Annotated in this window: 12 protein-coding genes and 3 pseudogenes; 7 read left to right on the forward strand and 8 right to left on the reverse strand. The window is 73.6% G+C overall.

Annotated features, from left to right (window positions below):
- The first annotated feature begins 67 nt into the window (after positions 1-67).
- Both AB0L59_RS09660 and AB0L59_RS09665 read left to right on the forward strand, forming a co-directional pair.
- Positions 68-1216, forward strand: a complete 1149-nt coding sequence (locus tag AB0L59_RS09660; protein ID WP_365581253.1) for an ROK family transcriptional regulator — start codon at positions 68-70, stop codon at positions 1214-1216.
- A gap of 99 nt (positions 1217-1315) precedes the next feature.
- Positions 1316-1501 (forward strand): hypothetical protein, encoded by a 186-nt coding sequence (locus AB0L59_RS09665; protein WP_365581255.1) that lies wholly within the window; start codon positions 1316-1318, stop codon positions 1499-1501.
- A gap of 103 nt (positions 1502-1604) precedes the next feature.
- Here AB0L59_RS09665 and AB0L59_RS09670 read toward each other — a convergent pair whose 3' ends face one another.
- Both AB0L59_RS09670 and AB0L59_RS09675 read right to left on the reverse strand, forming a co-directional pair.
- On the reverse strand, positions 1605-2990 hold the full coding sequence (locus tag AB0L59_RS09670; RefSeq protein ID WP_365581256.1) for a S1 family peptidase: 1386 nt from the start codon (positions 2988-2990) through the stop codon (positions 1605-1607).
- Between the two features lie 179 nt (positions 2991-3169).
- Complete coding sequence (locus AB0L59_RS09675) at positions 3170-4000, reverse strand: SAM-dependent methyltransferase (protein ID WP_365581258.1); 831 nt, start codon at positions 3998-4000, stop codon at positions 3170-3172.
- Positions 4001-4148: 148 nt separating this feature from the next.
- Here AB0L59_RS09675 and AB0L59_RS09680 point away from each other — a divergent pair, with 148 nt between their 5' ends.
- Both AB0L59_RS09680 and AB0L59_RS09685 read left to right on the forward strand, forming a co-directional pair.
- Positions 4149-5327, forward strand: a complete 1179-nt coding sequence (locus AB0L59_RS09680) for an aminotransferase class I/II-fold pyridoxal phosphate-dependent enzyme (protein ID WP_365581259.1) — start codon at positions 4149-4151, stop codon at positions 5325-5327.
- A gap of 43 nt (positions 5328-5370) precedes the next feature.
- Positions 5371-5757 carry a PPOX class F420-dependent oxidoreductase gene (locus AB0L59_RS09685; RefSeq protein ID WP_365581260.1) on the forward strand — a complete coding sequence of 129 codons (387 nt, stop codon included), beginning with the start codon at positions 5371-5373 and terminating at the stop codon, positions 5755-5757.
- A gap of 21 nt (positions 5758-5778) precedes the next feature.
- Here the strand turns inward: AB0L59_RS09685 and AB0L59_RS09690 are convergent, their stop codons facing one another.
- From AB0L59_RS09690 to AB0L59_RS09705, 4 genes and pseudogenes are all read right to left on the reverse strand, one after another.
- A complete protein-coding gene (locus AB0L59_RS09690; RefSeq protein ID WP_365581262.1) occupies positions 5779-8541 on the reverse strand; it encodes a hypothetical protein in 2763 nt (920 codons plus the stop codon).
- Positions 8542-9293: 752 nt separating this feature from the next.
- Positions 9294-9713, reverse strand: coding sequence for a zinc ribbon domain-containing protein (locus AB0L59_RS09695; RefSeq protein WP_365581263.1), 420 nt, complete (start codon positions 9711-9713; stop codon positions 9294-9296).
- 160 nt (positions 9714-9873) lie between these two features.
- Positions 9874-10620: a TetR family transcriptional regulator gene (locus tag AB0L59_RS09700; RefSeq protein ID WP_365581265.1), complete on the reverse strand. Its 747-nt coding sequence runs from the start codon at positions 10618-10620 to the stop codon at positions 9874-9876.
- A gap of 192 nt (positions 10621-10812) precedes the next feature.
- Positions 10813-10992, reverse strand: a pseudogene (locus tag AB0L59_RS09705) (glutamine synthetase); the annotation flags it as partial.
- On the opposite strand from AB0L59_RS09705, the pseudogene AB0L59_RS09710 reads away from it, so the two are divergent.
- Positions 10987-11380 (forward strand): annotated as a pseudogene (locus AB0L59_RS09710) (gamma-glutamyl-gamma-aminobutyrate hydrolase family protein); the annotation flags it as partial. The pseudogenes AB0L59_RS09705 and AB0L59_RS09710 overlap by 6 nt on opposite strands.
- Before the next feature lie 7 nt (positions 11381-11387).
- On the opposite strand, the pseudogene AB0L59_RS09715 reads toward AB0L59_RS09710, so the two are convergent.
- Positions 11388-11956, reverse strand: a pseudogene (locus AB0L59_RS09715) (MarR family transcriptional regulator).
- A 216-nt stretch (positions 11957-12172) separates the two neighbouring features.
- On the opposite strand from AB0L59_RS09715, the gene AB0L59_RS09720 reads away from it, so the two are divergent.
- The gene (locus tag AB0L59_RS09720) at positions 12173-13021 is read left to right on the forward strand and encodes a hypothetical protein (RefSeq protein WP_365581266.1); all 849 of its coding nucleotides are present in this window, start codon (positions 12173-12175) and stop codon (positions 13019-13021) included.
- Here the strand turns inward: AB0L59_RS09720 and AB0L59_RS09725 are convergent.
- Complete coding sequence (locus tag AB0L59_RS09725) at positions 13002-15419, reverse strand: polysaccharide lyase 8 family protein (protein WP_365581267.1); 2418 nt, start codon at positions 15417-15419, stop codon at positions 13002-13004. The genes AB0L59_RS09720 and AB0L59_RS09725 overlap by 20 nt on opposite strands.
- Positions 15420-15611: 192 nt before the next feature.
- On the opposite strand from AB0L59_RS09725, the gene AB0L59_RS09730 reads away from it, so the two are divergent.
- Entirely contained in the window at positions 15612-16271 is a 660-nt protein-coding gene (locus AB0L59_RS09730; RefSeq protein WP_365581269.1) for a peptidoglycan-binding domain-containing protein, read from the forward strand.
- Positions 16272-16274 lie beyond the last annotated feature (3 nt).

The following is a 16274-nucleotide window of genomic DNA, read 5'->3' on the forward strand; positions in this document are numbered from 1 at the left end:
GCCCGCCTTTCGCGCGGTAGGTTGAGCTGGTTACTTCTGATGCGGAAGAAAGCGAGGAATCGTCCCTATGACCAGCTGGCTGCCGCTGAGCCCCGCCGAGCGCTCCGTGGCGATCGAGGTGCTCGTGAACGGGCCGCTGTCCCGCACCGAGCTGGCCCGGCGCCTCGGACTCTCCCAGGGCAGCCTCACCCGGCTGACCAAGCCGCTCGTCGAGTCCGGTCTGCTGGCCGAGGTCCCCGAGACGGCCGGCGCGGCACAGGCGCGCCAGGGCCGGCCGTCACAGCCGCTCGGCGTCGTGGCCGACACGCGCTCCTTCCTCGGGTTCAAGATCACCGGCGACATGGTCTACGGCGTCGTCACCACACTGCGCAGCGAGGTCACCGGCCGGCTCGACCGGCCGCTCGCCACCAGTGATCCGGACACCGTCGCCGCGACTGTCGCCGAGATGGCCGCCGAGCTGGCCGACGGCCATCCGGCCCCGGCGGGCATCGGCATCGGCGTGGGCGGCCTGGTGTGCGAGCGGGCGGTGGTCGCCGAATCCCCCTTCCTCGGCTGGCGGGACGTGCCGCTCGCCGCGCTGGTCCAGGAGCGCGCCGGGCTGCCGGTCGTCGTGGAGAACGACGTGGCCGCCCTGGTCGAGGCGGAGACCTGGTTCGGGGCGGGCCGGGGGCTCGACCGGTTCGCCGTGCTGACCATCGGCGCCGGCATCGGCTACGGGCTGGTGCTCGGCGGCCGCCGTGTGCCGTTCGCCGAGGACGGCCGCGGCCTCGGCCGGCACTGGATCATCGACCCGCACGGCCCGCTCACCCCCACCGGAGAACGCGGCAGTGCCGTGGCGTTGCTCACCATCCCGAGCATCGAATACCAGATCCGCGCCGCCACCGGCCGCGACACCGGTTACGAGGAGATCCTCTCCGGTGCCGCCGCGGGCGAGCCCATGGCCGCCCGGGTCGTCGGCGAGGCCGCCCGCGCCCTTGGCGTCCTGGTCGCACAGATCGCCAACTTCGCGATGCCGCAGAAGATCCTCCTCGCCGGAGAGGGCGTCGGCCTGATGGATGTGGCCGGGAACACGGTCCATGAGACCGTCCGTGCCCACCGGCATCCGCATGCCGACCCGGTCGCCCTGGAGACGAAGATCTCCGACTTCCACGACTGGGCGCGTGGCGCCGCCGTGCTGGCGATCCAGGTGCTCGTACTCGGTGAGGGCCCGGTGTGAACTCCCGCCTTGCGCTTGACACATCGACGTGATGAGTACCACGTCCGGAATGCCCGTATCACGTGCACTTGCTCACAGCGCCTTCACGCCGATCGGCATATGCTTCACAGCATGTCCACCACTGTTGAAGCCGCCTCCGAGCGATCGGCCGCGGAGGTCAACGAGGAGATCAGGGCCCTGTGGCGCCGGTCGGGCGGGACACTGACCACCGAGCAGCGCGCGGAGTACCAGCGCCTCGTGATGGAGTGGGCCGCCGCGACGCCGCCGTCGCAGCGGGCGGCCTGACCGACCTCGCGCGGACCGCGCCGTATCGCCTCCGTACCGTCCAGGGCACCCGTGAGCCGCGGGTGCCCTTCTTGCCGTAGGGGCCGGGGCGCCGCTCTCCTCGTCAGCCCCAGGTCGCCGAGTAGTACCGCTGATAGGCCTTGCGGTCCTGTTCCGCCCGTATGTAGCGGGTCGCGACGAGCGCGATCAGGCTGCCCGCGATGACCAGCAGTCCGGGACCGATGTTCCGGGTGTCCGTCAGCCGGGCCAGCAGCGTCTGTCCCTGGGCCCCGGTCACCGGTGCCGAGGAACCCGGCGAGGCCGCGCTGGGTGTCACCGCGCCCTGTGCGGTCGAGGTGGACGGCGCGGGGGAGGGCGAGGCGCTCCCGGCGGCCGATCCGGCGTTCTGCGCCGACACGATGAGCTTGACGTTCAGCGCCGCCAGCGCCCGGGTCACCGGCTGGAAGAACGTCGTCCCGCCCGCCGTGCAGTCGCCGCTGCCGCCCGAGGTCACACCGAGCGCGATCCCGTCGGAGAACAGCGGACCGCCGCTGTCGCCCGGCTCGGCGCACACATCGGTCTGGATCAGCCCGGTGACCGTCCCCTCGGGGTAGTTCACGGTCGCGTTCAGCGCCGTGACGGTGCCGTCGTGCAGGCCGCTGGTGCTGCCGCTGCGGAACACCCGCTGACCCACCGCAGCATCGGCGACCCCGGTGATCCGCACCCCGTTGCCGCCACCGATCGCCACGACATCGGCGCCGTCGCCGGCCTTGCCGGAGGCGTACTGTACCAGCGAGAAGTCGTTGCCGGGGAAGGTGCTGCTCACCGTCCGGCCGAGCTGCTGGTCGCCCTGGTTGTCGGCGAACCAGGTGGATCCCGCGGGACCGCAGTGACCGGCCGTGAGAATGAAGTCGCTCTGCCCGTTGGTCACATTGAACCCGGCCGAGCAGCGGCCGCCCGTCGACAGGATGGGCTGGGCACCGTTCAGCCGCGTGGTGAACGTGCCCTTGGCGCGCTCCATCCGTACGAAGCCGCCGATCCGCGCGGCCACCCGGCTCATCCTGGACCAGTCACCGGCGGACACCGTGCTGTCCGCGCTCACCACGACCCGGTTGGTCCGGTAGTCCACCGCCCACGCGGTGCCCGCCACGCGCGGCGCCGAACGCAGCGCGGCCGTGGCCGACTTGAGCTCGTCCATGCTGTGCGGCACGAGTTTCGCCTGGGCTCCCGCGCGCCGTACCTCCCGCGCCGCAGCCTGGTCGGTGACCGCCACCACCGGCCGCCCGTCGGCGCCGATCCAGTCGCCCGCCGTCCGTGCCGTGCCGAGCCGCGCCACCAGCCGGGAACCGGTGCCCCCGGCGCCGGTCGCGGAGGCGAGCGTCCTGGTGGCGGCCGGCGGCGTCTCGCTCGCCATGGCCGCCTGGGCGACCATCGCGCCGCCCAGGAGGAGTCCGCCGACCGCCGCCAGGCGTGTCACCCGCCTGACGATCCGTCGTCGTGCGTGCCGCATGCAGGGCTCCCGAAGCCGAACCGAACACGCGCCGCCCGGACCGGCGGCGGCGCGAGGCCCTCGGGTCGTCGAGGGCCCGCATCTCCATACGCAGCCCACGGCCGCCGCGTTCAGCGACAGCGCCGATCCCCGCCGGGCGGGGGCCGACCCACCCCTTGCGGGATCCCTGCCGGCGCGGCTCAGACCTTGCGGGCCACCCCGCCGAACATCGCGACCTCCTCCGGCTCGGCCCCGTGATCGTGCTCCGGGCGCCAGCGCGAGCAGGACACGACCCCGGGCTCCAGCAACTCGAGGCCGTCGAAGAAGCGGGCCACGTCCGCGGGGGTGCGCTGGGTCAGCTTCGGCGTGCCGTGCTCGTTCCAGAACTTCACCGCCTCGTCCACGTCCGGCATAGCCGGGTGCGTGACGGTGTGCGACAGCACCAGGTGGCTTCCCGCGGGCAGCCGGTCGGTCAGGCGCCGGACGAGGGCGTACGGGTCCTCGCCGTCGTCGACGAAGATGACCACGCCGAGCAGCATCAGCGCCACCGGCTCGCTGAAGTCCAGCGTCTTCGCGGCGTGTTCGAGGATCGCGTCGACATTGCGCAGATCCTCGTCCAGATAGTCGGTACGGCCCTCGGGCGTGCTCGTCAGCAGGGCACGCGCGTGCGCCAGGACCAGCGGGTCGTTGTCCACGTACACGATCCGCGACTCGGGCGCGACGCGCTGGGCGACCTCGTGCGTGTTGTCGGCGGTGGGCAGCCCGGTGCCGATGTCCAGGAACTGCCGGATGCCCACCTCGCCGACCAGGTGGCGCACCGCACGCCCGAGGAACAGCCGGTCGGCGCGCGCGTACTCCCCGATGCCCGGGTGCAGTTGGCGTATCTGATCGCCGGCCGCGCGGTCGACCTCGTAGTTGTCCTTGCCGCCGAGCCAGTAGTTCCAGATCCGGGCGGTGTGCGGCTGGCTGGTGTTGATGCGGGCACGCAGCGACACGGCCACGTCGTCGGTGGCTGCCGGGTTGTCGGTCACGTGGGTCAGCTCCTGGATACGGGTGAATGCCTGATGAGGGTGATACACCGTTCAAGACGCAATCTAGACGCCCGAGTTGATCTCCGCCCCCTACCCAGGGCGTTCCGGCCGCCGCCGTTCCCCCCGGCGGCCTCCTATCGTGAGCCGCATGACCAGCACCCCGCACACCGCTTCCGGCGCCCCCGACCCGCTGCGCGCCCTCGGCCTGGAGCAGCTGCGCCGTCGTACGAGCATGAAATGGCGCACCTACCCCGAGGACGTTCTGCCGCTGTGGGTGGCCGAGATGGACGTGGCCCTCGCCGCACCCGTGGTCCGCGCCGTGACCGACGCGCTCGCCCTCGGCGACACCGGGTACCCGGCCGGCACCGCCTACGCCGAGGCGCTGGCCGCGTTCGCCGCCGCCCGCTGGAGCTGGGACGGGATCGCCGTCGAGCGCACCGCGATCGTTCCGGACGTGATGCTCGGGGTGGTCGAGATGCTCAAACTGGTCACAGGGCACGGCGATCCGGTGATCGTCAACCCGCCCGTGTACCCGCCGTTCTTCCAGTTCGTCACGCACATGGACCGCCGGGTCGTGGAAGCCCCGCTCGGTGCCGGCCACCGCATCGACCTGACCACCCTGGAGGAGGCGTTCCGCGAGGCGACCGCCGGCCACGGCCGCGCCGCCTATCTGCTGTGCAGCCCGCACAACCCCACCGGAACGGTCCACACCGCCGGCGAACTGGCCGCCGTCGCCGCGCTGGCCGAGCGCCACGGCGTCCGGGTCGTCGCCGACGAGATCCACGCCCCGCTCGTCGCCCCCGGCGTCACCTTCACGCCGTATCTGAGCGTGCCCGGTGCCGAGAGCGGCCTGTCGCTGATGTCGGCCTCCAAGGGCTGGAACCTGGCCGGAATCAAGGCCGCCCTCGCCCTCGCCGGACCCAGGGCCGCCGACGACCTCGACCGGCTGCCCGAGGAGGTCGGTCACGGCCCCAGCCACGTCGGCGTGATCGCCCACACCGCCGCCCTGCGCGAGACGACCGGCTGGCTGGACGCCCTGCTGGCCGGGCTGGAGGAGAACCGGAGCCTGCTCGCCGCCCTGCTGGCCGACCACCTGCCCGCCATCCGGCTGCACCCCGCCGAGGCCACGTATCTGGCCTGGCTCGACTGCCGCGCCCTCGGCCTCGGCGACGACCCCGCGCAGGTCTTCCTCGACCGCGGCCGGGTCGCCCTCAGCTCGGGCCTGCCGTTCGGCACCGGCGGCGCGGGGCACGTACGGCTGAACCTGGCGACCTCGCCGGAGATCCTCACCGAGGGCGTACGGCGCATGGCGGCGGCCCTGGGGTGACCGGGCAGGGCCTTCGGGCGGCCGGGCTCCTACACTGCCGGGCATGGACGACACGCAGCTGGACCGGTACGGCTCCGGCAAGTACCTGCTGGTCACCAGCTACCGCAAGAACGGCGCCCCGGTCGCCACCCCGGTGTGGGTGGTCCGCGACGGTGACACCCTCGGTGTCTGGACGGCCGCCGACAGCTTCAAGGTCAAGCGGATCCGGCGCCGCGCCGACGTTCTCGTCGGCCCCTGCGACCTGCGCGGCAACCCCACCGGTGAGCAGGTGACGGCCACCGCGGAGATCGCCGACGCGGCCACCACCGCCCGCTACCGGGAGCTCATCGCCCGCAAGTACGGCGTCGTCGGCCGCCTGACCCTGCTGGGCAGCCGGCTGCGACGGGGACTGGACGGCACGGTCGGGATCCGGGTGACCCTCGCCGAGTGAGGGCCACCCCTGACGGCCGTGCTACGACGCGTCCAGGACGGAACCGGACAGCACCTGTCCGTCCGGGAGCGGCTCGCCGGTGTGCATGTCGATCTGCCGGAACCGCACCGACTCAACCGGCTCCGCCACCCCGTCCTTCACCGTGGGCAGCGTGATGTCCGCACTCGTCCGCCCGGGCGGGACGTCGGTCCACAGGGAGAGGCCGCCGACCTTGGACAAGGGCCGCTCCGGATCGGGCTCGGCCCCGGCGGTGTCCCGCAGCCAGCCAGCCGGGACGTCCTTCGTGGACAGCTCGGGCGCGGGGGCCGGCACCACGGTGAACATCTCGGTCATGCCGACGTCGGCCGCCTCCGACAGGGACACCCGCCAGGTGAGCGACTGCCCCTCGGTGACCCGGCCGGCCACGGGCGTGACCGTCACCGTCGGCGCCGGATCGTCGTCGTGGACGGTGATCCCGCCCCGGTAGGAGCCGACGACCACACCGTGGACGGCCTTGACGAGGACGTCGTACGACACGTCCGCGCCGTACCGGGTGTTGCCCTTCACCTCGACCGGTACGTCGATGCCGTGACCGCCGGGGGCCACGGTCACCAGCCGGTCCGTCGCCTTCCCGGTGGCCGGGTCGAGGACGTAGATCCGTGCCTGTCCGCCGCCACGGCCGCTCACCCGGACCGGAACGTGGTAGGTGCGCACACCGGAGTCGCCCTCGTCCACGGTGGTGCGGCCGACGTCCACACGGGGCAGCGCGGCCGCTCGCGCCGCGGGCGTGCCGGGCCGCCAGCCCCATGCGTCCATCAGCCAGGCCTGCCCGGACGCCGAACGAGGCGTCAGCTCCATGGACTTGACCGAGCCGAGCGCGAGCCCGGCCCGAGCGGCCGCCGTCAGCGGCACCCGGAATTCGCGCGCCCAGTACGACGCGGTCCTCTCGCTGCCCGGCAGCCCGTCGGCACGGATGCGGCCCAGCTTCGCCGTCCGGCCGGAGGTGTCGGTGAGGGACACGTCCAGCTGGGTGCCGCGGGAGTTCGGCGGCACGAACAGTCGCAGTGCCAGTGCCCTGGCGCCGGTCAGCGACACGGGCCGCCGGACGCTCACACGTGCCGGACCACCGGCGCGCGCCCAGCGCAGCGCGATCGCGTGCCGGCCGGTCTCCCGGTCGGTCTCCCACTGCGCGAAGTGCGGCGAGGCCCCTTTCGCGCCCTGGCCCAGACAGGTCCGCGCGGGAGTGGGGTCCACCGCGTCGCACAGCCGGGCGCCGGTCACGGACACCCCGCCGTCCGGCAGGAACCCGGCACCCCGGCGGGCGCCCACCGCGTGGCTGAGGACCCGCGCCGGGTCCGCCGACGGCGCCCGCTTCCCGGAACCGTCCAGCAGCGGCCGCACCCGGTCGTCCCCGGCCAGGAACAGCCGTGCGGCGGCAGCGATGTACGTCGAACCGGCCCGGTGCTGCTGGTCGGCGGTGATCCGGGTCGCCGCGTGCCGGCCGCACACCGGGTCCGGGTGCCCCGGATCGTCGGAGAAGTCGTCCTCGGCGGGTGCCGCGGACTGGCCCGGGGTCCACTCGGAGTTGAAGAAGTTGTGGTCGGCGCCGATGACGTACACGGCACTGTGCAGCGCACTGCCCCCGCCGACCTCGCGGGTGCCGTCGACGTACACCTCGCCCTGCAGGTCGGAGACGTCACCGTCGCAGCCGGGCAGGATCGTCACCGAGGGCACGTCGGGCACCGGGTTCTGGCCGAAGACGGTCGGGCCGATGAGGACCATGCCCCGGATGGTCCAGCGGACCGGGCCGTGGTAGCCGTCCTGGTCGGCGGGCGCCGGATAGAGGCTGTCCAGGGCCGCCCGGTTGACGCCCTCACCACCCCGCGAGTGTCCGACGAGCAGCACGCGGGACAGGTCGGCGCGGGGGGACCGGCGTACGACGGACGGCGCGGTCTCGGGACGCGCCGCCCAGTCGGCCCAGTGGGCCAGGTGCAGCCGTACCAGCGAGGAGCGGGCCTGGGCGCCGCCGTCCTCGGCCGCGGAGTCCTGGCCGTTGATGCCGTTGGCGGAGACCGATACGGTCACATAGCCCTGCGAGGCCAGCAGCCGCTGGTCGCGCAGATAGCCGCGGTGGCTCGGCACGGGTTTCGCGCCGGCCTTGCAGGGCCAGTCGCCGCTGATGTCCCGCCCCTGGTAGCAGGTGTAGTGGCGGCCGTGCAGGAACAGCGCGAGGGGACGCCGGCCGGACGCGCCGACCGGGGCTACGACCACCCCGCGCATCTCCACCGGCGCCGCAAGGCCGGGCAGCCGGACCGAATTCAGGCTGTACTCGCCCGTCGTGGTGCGGTACGGACCGGGCTTGCCCGGATCGACCGCGTTCGCGGGCAGCGGGGCCGGCGGCCGGGCCGCCGAGGTGGCGCCGGTGGTGGTCCGCTCGTCCAACCGCCGCCCAGCGGACCACACGTGCAGTCCCCGCAGCTCCCCGGCCCGGTGCCCGTGCAGCGGCAGGCTGAAGGTACGTCCGTCCGTGCCCGGCCGCGGCACTCCCAGCAGGCGCCCACCGGACCGGAATTCGACCCGCGCGTCCCCCATCGGCACGGTCCGGTCCGACCGCCAGACCAGCTGCGGCGCCGACGGTCCCCCGGCGATCCGCCAGCCCGGCGGCAGCGTCCCGCCCTCCGAGGCAGCCCACTCGGCCACCCCGGGCGGTGATTCACCCTGTGTGACTGCTGCCGCTCCTGGGGATGCCCCCGCCACCGCGAGCAACGCGGCGGCGGTCACCCCTATGCGCCGGGCACGAACCACCGTTCCTCCTCCAGCCCCAGACCTCGGGCGTCCTGGCCGTCCCGGGCGCCCCTCGCCCCCGGAGGACGGAAGGCGGAGTCTGTGGGTTGCCTGTGAAGAAGAGGTGATCGTTCACAGGGCCGGATCAGACCGACGGCGGCCCGCGTCCGCGGAGTTGTGCGTCGGGCGTCCCGGTGGCGGTCCCGGTCGCGGCCGGCCGTCCGATCGCCGGGGCCGGTGTCGCGCCGGAGTGCGCGACCGCCACGTACCCCGGGCCGTCGGCCGGCAGCGGAGTGAGCAGCGGACCGCCGGTGGGCATCGGCCGCCCGGCGGCACGCGAGCCCACGGCCCGGCACGCGTCCGCTCCGGCGAAGGAGGCTCACTGGTGGGCGAGTGCCGCTTGCTGGGGCCGTGCCGCGGGGACCACCTCGCGCACCTCTAAGTCCGGCCCGGCGACGATGCCGCGGACAGGTCGGGCGGTGCGGCCGGCCGGACCGGCCGGGCCGGTGAGCCGGCACCGGGACCGGGGGTGCCCAGCGGTGCGGTCAGCGCGGTGACCCCCGTGCCGGCGGCCAGGAGGATGGGGAACGCCGGAAGGAAGCCGGCCGAGCAGCCCACACCCGTGGCCCGGTGCCGGGCGAGCCGCTGCGACACGCGAGGGTACGGCGACCGCTGGCCCAGAGCGTGGTCGGCGAGGTGCCGGCCGTGTACGTCCTGTGGCTGCCCGGCGTCAGGCACCGCGCCGGCTGGTCCCGCCGCCCCGCCACGGTCCGTCAGGTCCAGGCGCTGCGGTACGACTCGTCCAGCAGCTGGAAGACCGGCTCCCCCCGCACCGGGTCCTGGGCGGTGGACAGCCGGACGCGGTCGCCGCTGTGGATGCCCACCGGCGGGCCCATGACCCGGCCCCGTACGACGAACCCCTCGGCCATCTCGATCAGCGAGACATTGCGCGCCGCGGGCGTGTTGCGGTGCACCACGGTGGAGTGACGGACCGTCCCGACGCCCTCGCTGCGCTCGGCGCGCAGCTCGCTGCCCTGGCACACCGGACACAGCAGCCGGTGGTACATCGCGGTGCCGCACCAGGTGCAGCGCTGGAAGTGGATGGCGTCCCTGGAAGCCGCGGCAACGGGGTCGAGAACACCCGCCGCGGAACCGGCCGCCGGATGCGAGGCGATTGCTGAGTGGTGGTGCACGCTGGTCAACTCCCTGCGCTCGGCCGGAATCCCGCGTGTCCGGCGCGCACCGGACACACGAGTGCGCGGCGGCCGTGCCACCGTGCACGCCGACAGAGTATGGCACTCAGTGTCACTCGTAAAGGCACTGCGTACCCCCAACATGCGGGGCCGGGGTACGTCAGGCGCGACCGAGCACCGTCTCCAGCTCCTGCACCACCCGCCACAACGGCGCGTCCCGGCGGGAGACCAGCACCACCACGTCGTCCGGACGGTCCGCCGGCTCGCCGGCCGGCACCGGACCGATCCGGACCGGCGACGCGACCGGCTCGGCGGCGCGCCCGAACGTCTTCTGCACATACCCGAGCGCGTGGTCCACGGCCGCGCCCGCGTCGCCCCGGCCGTCCGAACGCAGCCAGGAGCGCAGGGCGTTGTTGTGCGCCGCGACGACCGCCGCCGCGACGACGTCGGCCCGCAGAGTCCCGTCGGGCCGGCCCGCGAACCGCCCGCGCAGATACTCGGCGAGCGCGCGCTCGTAGCGCCACACCACCGACAGCTCGTACGCCCGCAGGCCCGGCACCTGCTTGGTGAGGCGGTAGCGCTGCACCGAGAACGTCGGGTTCTCCGCATACATCCCCAGCACCAGCCGCGCCCCCTCGCACACCCGGCGCACCGGTTCCTGGCCCTCGTCGCTCGCGGCCAGGAAGGCGGTCATGTCGGCCAGACAGCGCTCGTGGTCGGGGAAGACCACATCCTCCTTGGACGGGAAATAGCGGAAGAACGAACGCCGGCCGACCCCGGCCAGGGCCACGATGTCGTCCACGGTGGTCTGCTCGTACCCGCGTTCCAGGAAGAGCTGGAAGGCCGCCGCGACGAGGGCCTCCCGCATCGGCGGCTTCGCGGCCGGCGCCGCGCTGCTGGAGCTCATGGAGGGGAAAGTAGCACCCGGACGAACAGCCTGACACTCAGTGCAGTACGAGTGCACCCGTGGGGGAACTGAGTGCTGTGCGGTGACTGGTCGAACGCCGGAGCGATCGAATGAAATGGAAGCGACCGATGCGGTTGCGGGCGCGGAGCAAGCGACCGGCGATCACCGTTCCAGGGGGAGCCCCCGTGCGTCCGGGGCCGGATCGCACAGGTAGTACTCCGGCTCCGGCCCGACGACCGGCCGCAGCTGCTCCCGGCAGCGCTCCAGGACCGTGCGCAGCAGGTCGCGGGGCGACTCGGGCGCCGGTGACCCGGTGGCCGGATCCACGACCTCCGCGAGACAGGAGGCGACACCCGGCTCCCACGGGAGGGCGGTCTGCCCCTGCTGGCCGTGTGCCGCGGCATGCAGGTCGTCGACGTGGTCCTCGGCGGCACCCTGGAGCAGGACATGGGCGGCCCCGAGCTCGAACACCGCCATCGCGTGCACCCGGTGCGGATCCGGCCCGGCAGCCGGCTCGCACAGGCCGCCGGCGCCGAGAAGGCGGACGTCTCCTGCTACCACCACGAGCGCGTGGAGCGCCGGGGGGCACGGGCTGACCGTCATGGCCACCGCCGACGGCACCGTGGAAGGCCGCGAACTGCCCAGCGCCAAGGGCTTGTTCACCGCCGTGCAGTGGCACCCCGAGGACACCGCGCACGAAGGCCCGGCCCAGCAGGGCCTGTTCGACGCCCTTGTGTGCGCCGCGAACTCCCGGCTCTGACGAGCGGTCAGCTCCTGGTGCGCCGTCCACTGCGCCGCGGCGCCGGCTCGGCGCCGCCGAGCAGTTCCCGGCGGCGCTCCTCGCCGTGCTTCTCCACCTGGAGGACGACCCGCCGCAGCCCCTCAGCGAGGCTGCGGCACTCGGCGTCGCTGAGGCCCGCGGTGACGAACGCCTCCTCCTCGTTGAACTCCGGGAACACCCGCCGCATCGGGTCCTCGCCCTTGTCGGTGAGGCTCACGAGCACCAGGCGGCATTCGTCCGGGTGCCCGGCCCGGCGCAGCAGCCCGCGCGACTCCGGGGTGCGCGCTACGCCGGTGAGCGTGCCCTTGGAGATGCCGGCCTCCTCGGCGACATGGCGGGTCTCCGACTCGCCCCACACCCACACCACCCACAGCACGACGAACGCCGTCCAGGGTCCGGGCCGCGCAGCACCGAGTTCTCCAGGTGCTGCCGCACCGCCGAGGCGGCCCGGTAGATGTCGGCCACGGCGGCCATCTGCTCCCGGCGGACCGGGACGCCGCCGAGCTTGGCGGAGGCTAGCCGTTCGGCTTCGGTGATGGCTCGCTGGCCGGGCACGGGCACTCCTCGGGTCGCTGAGCGGGACACCCGCGGCCGGACCCGGCCGTGGAAGTCGTTCGGGCTCGAATGGCACGGAGAGCCGGGCCGGGGAGGGGAGAGCCTCTGCCCCGACGTAACCTTTCTGCACCCACTGCCGACACGGCACCCGAGGCCGGCGGAATCCGCCCCCGGTCCGGAAGCCGAAGCGGCCGCACCCGCCCGAGGAGACCCCCCATGCCCGTCGCCCGCCCCCGTCTGCTCTACGTCACCGACCTGGCGTACGAGGCCCGCGGGCGCCGCTATGGCGACGAGGACGTCTTCCTCACCTCCCGGCTCCGCGCCCGCTTCGACCTGGCCCTGTGCCATCCGCTGGACGCCGCGGCGCTGATGGACGGCTTCGACGCCGTGGTCGTCCGCAACAGCGGGCCCGTGCTCGGCTACCGGCGTGAGTACGACGCCTTCCGGGCCGCGGCGCTCGCCGGCGGCGTCCGCGTCTACAACCCGCTCACCGGCAAGGCGGACATGGCGGGCAAGCAGTACCTGCTCGACCTGAGCGCCGCGGGCTTCCCCGTGATCCCGACGGTCGGCCGCGCCGGGGAGCTGCACCTGCTGCCCGCCGCCGAGCGGTACGTGGTCAAGCCCATGCTCGGCGCCGACTCGCTCGGCCTCAGGATCGTGCCGGCCGGCCAGGTCGCCGCGCTCGCCACCGGCGACGTCCTGATACAGCCCTGCGTCGACTTCGTCCACGAGGTGTCCTTCTACTTCGTCGACGACGACTTCCAGTACGCCCTCCACGCCCCCGACCCGGAGCGCCGCTGGGAGCTGAGGCCCTACACGGCCACCGCCGCCGACCTGGAGTTCGCCCGGCGGTTCATCGACTGGAACGACCTCGGTCACGGCATCCAGCGTGTGGACGCCTGCCGTACCCGCGACGGCGGCCTGCTGCTGGTCGAGCTGGAGGACCTGAACCCCTACCTGTCCCTGGAGGCCCTGCCGGAGGAGGCCAGGGACGCCTTCGTCACCGCGTTCACGGCCTCCCTGAGCCGCTTCGTGCAGGGCGCGCTCAGCCCAGCCCGACCGTGACCCGCTGGGTGGCCCCGGCCGTGCCGGTGAGGTCGCCGAAGGCCAGCGTCAGCGCGGAACCGGTGGCGGCCGAGCCGAGCGTGGCCGGCGCGGACGTGACCGCGGTGACCGCCCGCCGCCAGGTCACGGTGAGGCTCGTGCGCATGCCCGTCGGATCGCTCACCGCGATCACAGCGGTGCCGTCCTCCTCCTCGCCGATCATCACGCAGCACGGATCGCTGGCGGTGAGCGTTCCGACCGTCCCGCCGCACCAGAAGTTCACTCCGGTGAAGCCGATCGAGCGCACGGCAACACCCTGCCGGCTGTCGGTGTTGGCGAGCACCGTCAGCCAGTTCGCGTCCGCCGCCCGGGCCCGCGTCAGGGCGGCGGTGGCACCCGGCAGCAGCAGGTAGGCGTACGACGCGTTCGCCGGGTCGGTGCCGTGATCGACGTACATCGTGAGGTACCTGCGGGTCACCGTGGCCGTCGAACCGCCCCTGTTGATCGCGCTCCATCTGCCGTCGCGGGCCTCGCGCAGGGCGCGCACCGTCGCCCCGCCGGGGAAGACATAGCCGCCGTGCCCGCCGATGTGCGCCCACTTCGCCGCGGTGAGCGTCGCCGACCAGGGAGAGGTGGCGGGCTCGGCCGTGCCGTCGACGGTGAAGGGGGCGCCGCCGGTGGGGCCGAGGTTGCGGTTCTCCACCGTCGTCTCCACGGCCGTGCCGTCGGTGCAGGTGATGCCCGCGCCGAGGCAGACGACGGTGTCGTCCAGGAAGAACCACGACTTCTTCGCCACGAGCGTCGACTGCAGGCCCCTGAGGTACTGCCCGACGGCCGCCCGCCGTCCGTCCGTCGCGCCGCCCACCCAGTTCACGTCCGGCTTCGAGGCGCCCCAGTCCCCGCCGGCCGCGTCCGCCAGCACCTTGCGCGAGACGGTCGTACCCGGCAGCCGGTAGGGGTCGACGGTGGGCCAGAAGGCGTCGCTGTACTGGCCGTTGGCGAACGTGTCGCCCCACCAGTAGAGCATCCCGGACCCGGTGTGCCAGCCGCGCAGGTTCTCACCGTTGCCGGTCTCGTAGTAGGTGATCCGGTCGTCGGCCATGCTCAGCGCGGCCGCCCAGCCGGGTCCGCGGTGTGTGGCCCGTGCCATGGACGGAAACAGGCGGTGCCCGGCCGGCTCGGTGACCGCCGTCACCGAGCCGTCGTCCTGAACTCCCTTGAGCCGGGCCAGATGCGGCAGGCTCAGCACCGGGTCGGCGAGCGGCGGGCTGTAGTGGTCGCGCTGCATCCAGCCCTTCACCAGAGCACGCCAGCGGGCGCTCTCCGCCGTGCTCGCGCCCTGCCCGAGCAGCACGATCGAGGCCAGGATCGGGTGGCCGCGCAGGTGGTCGTCCTGCTGGATCTGCTGGGGGTCGGCCGCCGAGAGCCCACGGCTGATCGCCCGGCCCGCGACGCCGTCCATCACCAGGCCGTTGTGGAGGAACGGCGCCCAGGCGTGCTCCACCGCGTCGAACACGATCTGCCGGTTCGGGTCCGTGACCTCCCAGCTGGACCCCGCAAGCAGCGCGAAGAGCAGGCCCAGCCCGCCGAGCAGGACCGAGCCGTACGAGCCGGTGTACGGCACCGTGGTGTGCTGGATGAACGAACCGTCGGCGTACAGGCCGTCGCCCGAGGTGACGTACGGGAACACGGGGGAGAGCGCGTCGCGGGCGAGTGCGACCTTGGCCGCGCTCGCCCCGACGACACCGCGCAGCGCCAGCACCCGGCACAGATCGACCCGGTTCGCGCCCGTGCTCGTCCCGCTGTAGCCCGCCACCGCCGAGTCCGGCACGAAGTGGTCGACGGCGGCGAGGTAGCCGGCGGTCCGTGCGGCCGACAGCGCGTCGTACATCAGCACGCACACGTCCAGCAGCGCCTGCGGGGCGCCGATCTGCCAGCTGTACCAGTTGCCGTACCGGGCCTGGTTCGCGTTGTAGACGTCGTCGTGGAGGTGGTCCAGGCCCGTGAGGACGGCGTCCCGCAGGCCCACGTCACCGGTCAGACCGGTGTCCGGCTGGGAGTAGGCCTGCGCCAGTGTGCTCAGCCGGGTGTAACTGGTGTTCATGTTGCCCGAGTAGCCGTACGACTCCTGGTCGGTGCCCGGATCCGGGTCGGCGTAGACCAGGTCGGGCCACAGAGAGCCGGCGGCCGGGGCCATCGTGGCCCGGTACCGGCTCGCCGTCGTGCCCAGGTCGGCGAGCCGGCTCTTGAACGGTTCGGCGGCGGGGTCGAAGCCCTCGCCGAGGGTCAGGGTGCGCCACCTCGCCCGGAGCGTCGCGAACTCGTCCGACGCGGCGAGCGCCCGCGGGCCCAGACCCAGGGTGGCAGCGGTTCCCGAACAGGCGGCCAGAAAACCACGGCGGGACCAAGGAGTCGTCATGACGGCGCTTTCTAGCACGCGCTTTCTCAAACGCTCAACGGGTCGTGCGGAGTTGAGCGCTTCGATCGTTCGGTGGGGTGAACCGGCGAACGCGACGACTGGGCCGAGAGGCTGAACGCGGTCGCCGCCCCGGCCGTATCTCAGCACGGGGAGCTCGCGAGACCCGTCCGTAGGGGACGGAAGGAGAGCCAGGTGCCGACACCGCCCGATCCCGAACGGCCGCACCCCGGACCGGTTTTGGAACCCGTCCGGGTGCTGCGGCTCCGCCGTTTCGACGCGCTCGCGGAGCTGATGCGCGAGATGGAGACCGTCCCGGCCCCCACACCGCCCAGGGACGAGGCGGAGACCCAGGAACTGCCGCCCGTGCCGTCGCCGCGCACCCCGTCCAGCGCCGGCGCCCCCGCCTCCGCCTCGCGCCGGGCGGCCGTCGCCGGGGCCGTGGCCGCCGCCGCTCTCCTCGGCTTCGGCTGCGCCCTGCTGCTCCCCGGCCGTCAGCAGGCCGCGGCGTCCCCGCCTGCGCACCGGCAGGCGAGCACCGCACCGCCCGCCACCACCACGGCACCCACCCCCACCGCGTCCTCCGCGCCCACCGCCACCACCGACCCCGACGGCCCGGGCACCCTCCGTCAGGGCGACACCGGCCCCGAGGTCACCGAACTGCAGGAACGCCTGCTGCGCGTCCCGGACGTCTACCGCGACGGCTCGACCAGCGGCACCTACGACGCCACCCTGACCGCCGCGGTGGCCCGGTTCCAGCTCTGGTACGGCGTCACCGGCGACGAGACCGGTGTCTACGGCGACGACACGCGCCGCGCGCTGGAGTCGCGGACCGACCTGGGCGACGATTCATGAACG

Source organism: Streptomyces sp. NPDC052109, assembly GCF_040680195.1.
Taxonomy (GTDB): Bacteria; Actinomycetota; Actinomycetes; order Streptomycetales; family Streptomycetaceae; genus Streptomyces.

Excerpts from the sequence above, each read along its gene's own strand:
- AB0L59_RS09680 (WP_365581259.1), top strand. The coding sequence starts at position 4,149 with ATGACCAGCACCCCGCACACCGCTTCCGGCGCCCCCGACCCGCTGCGC.
- AB0L59_RS09670 (WP_365581256.1), bottom strand. The coding sequence starts at position 2,990 with ATGCGGCACGCACGACGACGGATCGTCAGGCGGGTGACACGCCTGGCG.
- AB0L59_RS09665 (WP_365581255.1), top strand. The coding sequence starts at position 1,316 with ATGCTTCACAGCATGTCCACCACTGTTGAAGCCGCCTCCGAGCGATCG.
- AB0L59_RS09660 (WP_365581253.1), top strand. The coding sequence starts at position 68 with ATGACCAGCTGGCTGCCGCTGAGCCCCGCCGAGCGCTCCGTGGCGATC.
- AB0L59_RS09700 (WP_365581265.1), bottom strand. The coding sequence starts at position 10,620 with ATGAGCTCCAGCAGCGCGGCGCCGGCCGCGAAGCCGCCGATGCGGGAG.
- AB0L59_RS09685 (WP_365581260.1), top strand. The coding sequence starts at position 5,371 with ATGGACGACACGCAGCTGGACCGGTACGGCTCCGGCAAGTACCTGCTG.
- AB0L59_RS09720 (WP_365581266.1), top strand. The coding sequence starts at position 12,173 with ATGCCCGTCGCCCGCCCCCGTCTGCTCTACGTCACCGACCTGGCGTAC.
- AB0L59_RS09725 (WP_365581267.1), bottom strand. The coding sequence starts at position 15,419 with ATGACGACTCCTTGGTCCCGCCGTGGTTTTCTGGCCGCCTGTTCGGGA.